The sequence below is a fragment of the Shimia sp. genome (assembly GCF_041624275.1).
GTDB lineage: Bacteria > Pseudomonadota > Alphaproteobacteria > Rhodobacterales > Rhodobacteraceae > Shimia.
Genome location: NZ_JBFJVE010000159.1, coordinates 1 through 7,505 on the forward strand (window position 1 = coordinate 1; position 7,505 = coordinate 7,505).

Here is a 7,505-nt window from a genome sequence, read left to right on the forward strand (position 1 = left end):
CTTCGAGCAATCATTGACGAGATCAAAGTCGGTGAAGACGAAATCACAATAGTGGGGCGCACCACGTTACTGGAACGGGCCATTTTGAGTTGCGACGCAGCCGCCTCTCCAGTTCCCACTTTTGTTCGGGAATGGCGGAGCGACAGGGATTCGAACCCTGGAGACGGTTTCCCGCCTACACACTTTCCAGGCGTGCGCCTTCGACCACTCGGCCACCGCTCCGTTGCTGCGCTCTTTAGCGAAAACCCGATACCGCGCGCAAGGGCAAACCGCCTGCCCCCGGGCTTTTCTCAGTCGTCGAGATAAAGGTGCACCCGGCGGGTGCCCAGCCCCCGGTCCTCGATCCGGCCGATCCGCACCCGGCCGATCTCGGAACTGCGTGCCACGTGGGTGCCACCGCAGGCTTGCAGGTCGACCCGCCCCTGCCCTGCCCCGATCTCGATCATCCGCACCGGAGGGCGCCCGCCCCGAGCGCCGCAGAGGTCGGGCGCGGCATCGGCAGCCCAGGTCTCGCGCACCACGAGATCCTGCGCGATCAGCCGGTTGAGCCGCTCCGACAGCGCCGCCGGGTCGGGAAAGGGATGGGACTCGGTGCCTGAGACGTCGAAATCGACCCGCCCTCCGGCCCGGTCCACCGCCGCGCCGGTCACCGGCAGGGCGACCGTCACCGACAGAAGATGCAACGCGGTGTGAACCCGCATGTGCCGGTGGCGCCGCGCCCAGTCCAGCCGCTGCCGCACATGGGCTCCGACCGGCGGCAGTGCCGCCGCCTCGGCCGGCACCAGCGCCAGATCGCGGGGGCCCGATGCCACCGTGGTGGCGATGCCAAGGCGGCCGCCCGGCCAGTCAAGCGCGCCGCTGTCGCCCGGCTGGCCGTGCCCGGTGGGATAGAACAGGCTGCGGTCCAGCACCACGGCCCCCTCGGGGGTATGGGCGGTGACGGTGGCCATGGCATCGCGCAGATAGGGATCGTCGCGAAACAGAAGCGCGGTCATTCCTCGCCGTCCGCGGCCGGCTGGCCGATGGGGCGCAGGGTCTCGGGGTTGCGCAGCCACACGTCCTGCTGCGGGAAGGGCATTTCGATCCCGGCCTCGGCAAAGCGCGCGACGATGTCGTAGTTCATCTCCGAGCGTACGCTCATCACGAAGTTGACATCGCGCAGGATGGCGCGGATCTCGAAATCGAGCGAGCTGGCGCCAAAGCCGCGGAACACCACATTGGGCCCGGGATGGGCCAGCACCATCGGGTGGGCGTTGGCCACCTCGAGCAGGATCCGCTCGACCAGCCTCGGGTCGGTGCCATAGGCCACCCCGACCGGCACGATCACCCGGCCGACAGTGTTGCCACGGGTGAAGTTGACGACGGTGCCCGCCACCAGGTCGCTGTTGGGGACGATCACATCGGTGCGGTCGAAAGTCTCGATCCGGGTCGAGCGCACCGAGATGTCGCGCACATAGCCGGTCTGGCCGTTGACCTCGATCCAGTCGCCCTCGGCAATCGGGCGCTCGATCAGCAGGATGATGCCGCTGACAAAGTTCGAAACGATGGTCTGAAGGCCGAAACCGATGCCGATCGACAAGGCCGAAGCGACCAGCGCGATCGAACCGAGGTCGATGCCGGTGTTGTTCAGCGCCACCATCGCCGCCACCGTGATGCCGACATAGCCGACCCCCGAGGCCACCGCGTTCTGCCCGCCGATATCGAGGCGGGTGCGCGGCAGGAAGGTGTTGCGCAGGAACGACTGGGTCATCCGCGTCAGCGCATAGCCAATGACGAAAACCGCGACGAAAACGATGATCTGCGTCGGCGAGACGGTGATCTCTCCGACCCGGAACCCGGCCAGGAACTGGGCGTAAAGCTGCCCGATCTCCTGCGGGCGCATGCCCCAGATGACCAGAAACAGCGGCACCGCGGCGAGCACCGAAACAAAGGACAGCCCCAGCGGCCAAAGCGCCGCGTCGCGCTCGGGCTGCTCGCCGCTCGCGGCGACGAAGAGCGTTGCGTAGAGACGATGCAGCAGCGTCAGGAAGGCCACGACCTGCAAGGTGTAGATCGCCGGAAAGACCAGCGCCTCGGAGGCGCGGGTATAGCCCAGCAGCGCCAGCAGCACACCGGCGACTGCGGCAAGCTGATAGAGCCGCATGAAGAGGGTCTGGATCTGGTCGTAATAGCGGGCCTCGTTGCCGTCCTGCGCCGCATGGGCTTTGGCATGGCGATGGAACAGGCGGGCGAACAGCAGCATCAGCACCGCGCCGGCGAGGATCAGCGGAAACACCACCACTGCACGCGCCTCGGGTGCCCAGTTGTCGAATCTGGCGATCGTGTCCACCAGATGGTGGCTGGCCAGTGTCAGGCCGACCAGCACCGAGGCCCCGAGGCCACGCGCCTGATCGCTTGGTGCCAGCCCTGCGCTGCCTGCGATGGCTGGCGGCGCCGAGAAGACCCGACGCCCGATCCAGATCGGCATCAGCAGCAGAAAGGCCGCGAAGGGCAGCGCAGAGAGAATCCGATCGCCGCGCAGCCCCGCCAGATCGGTGGCATAGGCGGCCTCGACCAGCAGGTAGACGCCGGCAAGCGGCAACAGCACATAGCCAAGGGACAGGCAGAAGGCGACGAGCCAGCGCACCGGCGACATGGCATCGCGCTGCACCGCCGCCAGAAGCCGGCCGGTCCAGGTGCCGCCACGCAGCAGCAGCACCAGGGCCAGGGCCACCAGAGCCCCCGAGCGGGCCAGGTTCTGGGCAAAGCCCTCGGCGCGCCGCTCATAGGCCCAGGCGGTGCCGATCTCGGTGCCCAGATGGGTCAGCGACCGCCGCAGATCGTAAAGCCCGGCCAGCCAATGGCCCGGGTTCAGCGGCGACGCGCCGCGTTGCAGCAGGGCGCTGGTCTGGCGCTCGCGCAGCATCTTGTCGAGCCCCTCGATCAGCTTGTCGACCTCGGCCTGGGCGATCTCGGCCTTGACGATCGGGCTGCGGGTCTGGGCGAGGGTCTCGTTCAACTCGCGGCGCAGGCGGCTGATGTCCTCGGGTTCGCTGGCCGGCGGTTCGGGCTCGGGGCCGAGCCGTTCGAGCCGGGTCTTCAGCGAGTCGATCGAAATCCGCGCCTGCGACTGGGCCTCGACGAACTGACCACGCCAGGTGACAAGCTGCTTGCGCAGGGCGTCCATCGCGGCTTCCGAGGCGCGCCCGGCGCCGATTGCCTCTTCGGCGCGGGTCGCCACCCGGCGCCACTGGTCGTAATCGGGTGCCGCCCCCTGTGCCCAGGCCCCGAACGGCCCCGGCACAAGAAGCAGCAGTCCAAGCAGCAGCAGACAGCGCAGAAAAGACATGGGCAGCCTCAGGCGTCCTGGAAGACGCCGGGGATGCTCGAGGGGCCCTCTCCCAGCCAGGTCGGTGCCGGCAGCCCCTTTTCCTTGAGGAAGGCCGGGTTGAACAGTTTCGACTGGTAGCGGTTGCCGTAGTCGCAGAGCATGGTCACGATGGTGTGACCGGGGCCCATTTCGCGCGCCATGCGGATCGCGCCGGCGACGTTGACCCCCGAGGATCCGCCAAGGCACAGCCCTTCCTGCTGCAGCAGGTCAAAGACCACCGGCAGCGCCTCGTCATCGGGGATGCGGTAGCACATGTCGGGGGTGAAGCCTTCGAGATTGGCGGTGATGCGGCCCTGTCCGATCCCCTCGGTGATCGAGTCGCCGCCCAGATCCTCGCCGGTGTAAAGCTTGTACATGCCCGACCCGCCGGGATCGGCCAGCGCCACTTTCACGCCCTTGGGCTGCAGGGCCACGCCGACCCCCGCCAGCGTGCCGCCCGAGCCCACCGAACAGACGAAACCGTCGACCTTGCCGTCGGTCTGCTGCCAGATCTCGGGGCCGGTGGTCTCGACATGGGCCTGGCGGTTGGCGACATTGTCGAACTGATTGGCCCAGATGGCACCGTTAGGTTCGGTTTTGGCAAGTTCTTCAGCCAGACGACCGGAATAGCGAACGTAATTGTTCGGATTAGTGTAGGGCGCCGCAGGCACCTGGACCAGCTCGGCGCCCGCCAGGCGCAGCATGTCCTTTTTTTCCTGACTCTGGGTTTCGGGAATGACGATCACCGTCTTGAACCCCATCGAGGCGCCGACCAGCGCCAGGCCGATGCCGGTGTTTCCGGCCGTGCCCTCGACGATGGTGCCACCCGGTTTCAACGCGCCCCGCGCCACTGCGTCACGGATGATGAACAGCGCCGCCCGGTCCTTGACCGACTGGCCCGGATTCATGAATTCGGCCTTGCCGAGGATCTCGCAGCCGGTGGCTTCGCTGGCCCGGTTGAGGCGGATCAGGGGGGTGTTTCCAACTGCGGCGGCCAGATCGGTGGCAATTCGCATCGTCGCGTTCCTTTTGTTTGACTGCCCTCCTGTTTAGGGCGGGCAACAGCGGAACTCAAGCGCCGCCGCGCAGCCGCGCGCGATGCCGTGCCAGCCACAGCCCGGCCAGCACCAGCGGCGCATTGGCCGCCTGCATGTCGTCGATCATCCGCATCAGCGCATCGAAATCGAAAAGATACGAGCGGATATCCTCGGCCTCGCTGTCCAGCCCGGCGATGCCGACGACGCTGTCGGGCAGATCGGTGATGCCGATGAAAATGTCGAAATACTCGGTCGAGCAGCCCGGCGAGGCATAGCAATGCGCCACTTCGTGCAGCCCGTGAAGGGTCAGCCCCGCCTCTTCGCGGGCTTCGCGATGGGCGGTGTCCTGCGGGCTCTCGCCGCTGTCGATCCGCCCGGCGATCGGCTCGAGCTGCCAGGGACGGGAATCGCCGCGCGCGAAGGGGCCGGGGCGGAACTGCTCGATCAGCAGCACCCGGTCGCGGCGCGGATCATAGGGCAGCACGATCACCGCGTCGGTGGCCACGAAGACCGCGCGCCGCACCATGTCGCTCTGGCCGCCGTCATAGCGGCGGAACGACAGGTCGAATTCGTCGAGGGCATAGAAATCGACATAGGGGCGGGCCACGCCGGTCACCTCGACATCGGCCTCGCCGAAGCCGCCGGGCGACAGGGCCAGGTTCTTCGCCCTGGCATTGACGCGGGCGGTGGCGCGGGCCCGGATCATCGGGAACATCCGCGCCAGATCATCAGGCGCATGGGAGCCGAAATAGCCCATCACCTCGCGCGCCGCGTGCAGGGTCATCTCGCCGGACCGCGCGATCCAGTCCTCGAGGCTCCAGGGCGCGCCCGGCTGCCAGCGGCCGGGGTGCGGGAAATAGACCTCGCAGGCCTCGGAGCCCTTGGCGCCCGCTTCATGCGTGTCGACCCGCATCGGTCGCAGGTCGTATCCGAAGCCGCCCTCGTAGAAATCCAGCCGCGCCAGGTCGGCCTCGCTCAGCCCCCGCACCAGAAGCCCCGGCGCCGCGCCCGTCGCCTCGACGATCATCGGAAAGGATTGTTCGTCGGCCCAGACCACGCCATGACCCGGCAGGCTGGCCGGCGCCAGGTCAAGCTCTTCGACGCTGCGCCCCAGCACGAGCGACAACAGGGGCACGTAGCGCAGCGTGCCGTAGAAAAACAACGATTTCAAATTCTATCTCCAGCGTCGATAGGCGTATTCGGTGGCCAGCCCGGACAGAACCGCGCCGACCGCCAGGGCGGCAAGGACGCGGGTCTTTACGAGGTAGAGACCATAGCCAAGGGCGATCTCGACAATGCCGCGCAGGGCCTGCATCACCTCGCTATAGCGGTGCAGCATCGCTTGTTCCAGCATCTCGTAGCTGGCAAAGACGAATAGCCCGGCAAGGATCAGGATCACCACCGCCGTCACCGCATGGCTGATCGTGCGCCCGGCGCCTTCCCCGGCGCGCGGCCCCAGATGGCGCCAGCCGACGATGCCCCCGATCAGCCCGCTGACCGGGGTGAAGGCGCCGAAGATCTTGCCCGAGGGCATCAGCCCCTTCAGCATCTCGGCGACCACCACGGCAAGCAGCCCGAGACACAGGGCGGCAACAAGTTTGGCTGCGGTGGGCATCAGCCGGGCCTGCGCACGGTGATCTGGGTGACGTCGCAATTGCCGCTGTGAAAGGCGGCGGCGCAGGAGGTCAGGTAGAAATTCCACATCCGCCGGAACCGGTCGTCAAAGCCGATTTTCTGGATCTCGCCCCAGCGGGTATTGAAGGTCTCGTGCCAGCGCCGCAGGGTCTGGCTGTAGCTTTCGCCGAACTCGATCGAACGGACAAAGTCGAGCCCGGCGCGCGCCACTTCCCGGCGCAGCGCCTCGGGGCTTGGCAACATGCCGCCCGGAAAAATGTATTTCTGAATGAAATCAACTCCTTTTCGGTAGGTCTCAAAGCGTTCGTCGGTCAGGGTGATGATCTGCAACGTGGCCGCGCGGCCCGGCTTCAGACGCTCGCGCAGGGTGTCGAAATAGACCGGCCAGTATTTCTCGCCGACGGCCTCGAACATCTCGATGCTGGCGATCCCGTCATAGTGGCCGGTCTCGTCCCGGTAATCCTGAAGCTTTAGTGTAACTTTATCCGAAAGTCCTGCTTTTTCAATACGTTCCCGCGCATACTTCAACTGCTCCTGACTGATGGTCAAACAGGTGACACGCAGCCCGCGCCGGGCCGCCGCATATTCGGCAAAGCCGCCCCAGCCGCAGCCGATTTCCAGCACGTGATCGCCCGGTTGCGCGCCCATCTGATCGACCAGCGAGGCATATTTCGCCTCCTGCGCCTTTTCCAGGCTTTCCTGGCCCGAGGTGAACATCGCCGAGGAATAGGTCATGCTGTCGTCCAGCCACAGGCGGTAGAAATCATTGCCGAGGTCATAGTGATAGGAGATGTTCTTCTTGGCCTGTTCGCGGGTGTTGCGGTTCATCCAGTGACGCATGCGCTCATAGGTGCGCACCAGGAACATGCCGGGGAAGCCATCGTAAAGCGCGTCGTTGTCGGCGCGCAGGAAATCAAGAAAGGCCTGAAGATCCGGTGAGCTCCAGCCGCCTTCGATATAGGCGTCGCAGAACCCGAGGTCGCCTTCGCGCAGCAGGCGGGCAAAGACATCCGGGTCGTGGACATGCAGTTCCGACACCGGCCCCGGCTGCGCCCCTTCGGCGCGGAACCGGCGCCCGTCGGGCAGTACGAAGTCGAGACGCCCGCGCCTGATCCGGCCGGCGACCTCGAATACTCTGGCGAAATAGCGGGGCAGATCGGCCTGCCCCTCAGTCGTCCTCAGGATCATTCCCGCTTCCTCCCCTCGCGGATGTCCTGAAATGCTAGTGCGGAAAAACCCGTTTGGGCAAGGATTTCATGGCCCCAAACACAATCAGGGGCTGCGCGCGGCGCCGGCGGTTACAGCAGATCGTCCAGGGCGTTCAGCAACTTGTCGACCTCGTCGCGGCTGGTGTAGTGGACGAAACTCAGCCGCAGAACCGCCTTTTCCATATCGACGCCCATCGCCCGCAACGGCCGCACGGCATAGAAATCCCCGCCCCCCGCCATGATGCCGCGCTCGGCAAGGCCGGCGGCCAGGGCGGC

General features: G+C 66.4%; 6 protein-coding genes, 1 tRNA gene and 1 pseudogene. All 8 read right to left on the reverse strand.

Annotation, left to right across the window (positions count from 1 at the left end; translation table 11 throughout):
* Nucleotides 1-132: 132 nt before the first annotated feature.
* A tRNA-Ser gene (locus ABZD10_RS11930) sits at nt 133-222 on the reverse strand.
* A gap of 68 nt (nt 223-290) precedes the next feature.
* The gene (locus ABZD10_RS11935) at nt 291-995 is read right to left on the reverse strand and encodes an alanyl-tRNA editing protein (protein WP_372886757.1); all 705 of its coding nucleotides are present in this window, start codon (nt 993-995) and stop codon (nt 291-293) included.
* Nucleotides 992-3,328 (reverse strand): DUF3772 domain-containing protein, encoded by a 2,337-nt coding sequence (locus tag ABZD10_RS11940; RefSeq protein WP_372886759.1) that lies wholly within the window; start codon nt 3,326-3,328, stop codon nt 992-994. Before ABZD10_RS11940 ends, ABZD10_RS11935 begins: the two co-directional genes overlap by 4 nt.
* A gap of 8 nt (nt 3,329-3,336) precedes the next feature.
* The gene (locus tag ABZD10_RS11945; protein ID WP_372886761.1) at nt 3,337-4,365 is read right to left on the reverse strand and encodes a cysteine synthase A; all 1,029 of its coding nucleotides are present in this window, start codon (nt 4,363-4,365) and stop codon (nt 3,337-3,339) included.
* Between the two features lie 55 nt (nt 4,366-4,420).
* Nucleotides 4,421-5,557, reverse strand: coding sequence for an NUDIX domain-containing protein (locus tag ABZD10_RS11950; protein WP_372886763.1), 1,137 nt, complete (start codon nt 5,555-5,557; stop codon nt 4,421-4,423).
* Between the two features lie 3 nt (nt 5,558-5,560).
* Nucleotides 5,561-6,001, reverse strand: coding sequence for a TrgA family protein (locus tag ABZD10_RS11955; RefSeq protein WP_372886764.1), 441 nt, complete (start codon nt 5,999-6,001; stop codon nt 5,561-5,563).
* Nucleotides 6,001-7,209: a class I SAM-dependent methyltransferase gene (locus tag ABZD10_RS11960; protein WP_372886765.1), complete on the reverse strand. Its 1,209-nt coding sequence runs from the start codon at nt 7,207-7,209 to the stop codon at nt 6,001-6,003. Before ABZD10_RS11960 ends, ABZD10_RS11955 begins: the two co-directional genes overlap by 1 nt.
* Nucleotides 7,210-7,319: 110 nt before the next feature.
* Nucleotides 7,320-7,505, reverse strand: a pseudogene (locus ABZD10_RS11965) (nitrogen fixation protein NifS); the annotation flags it as partial.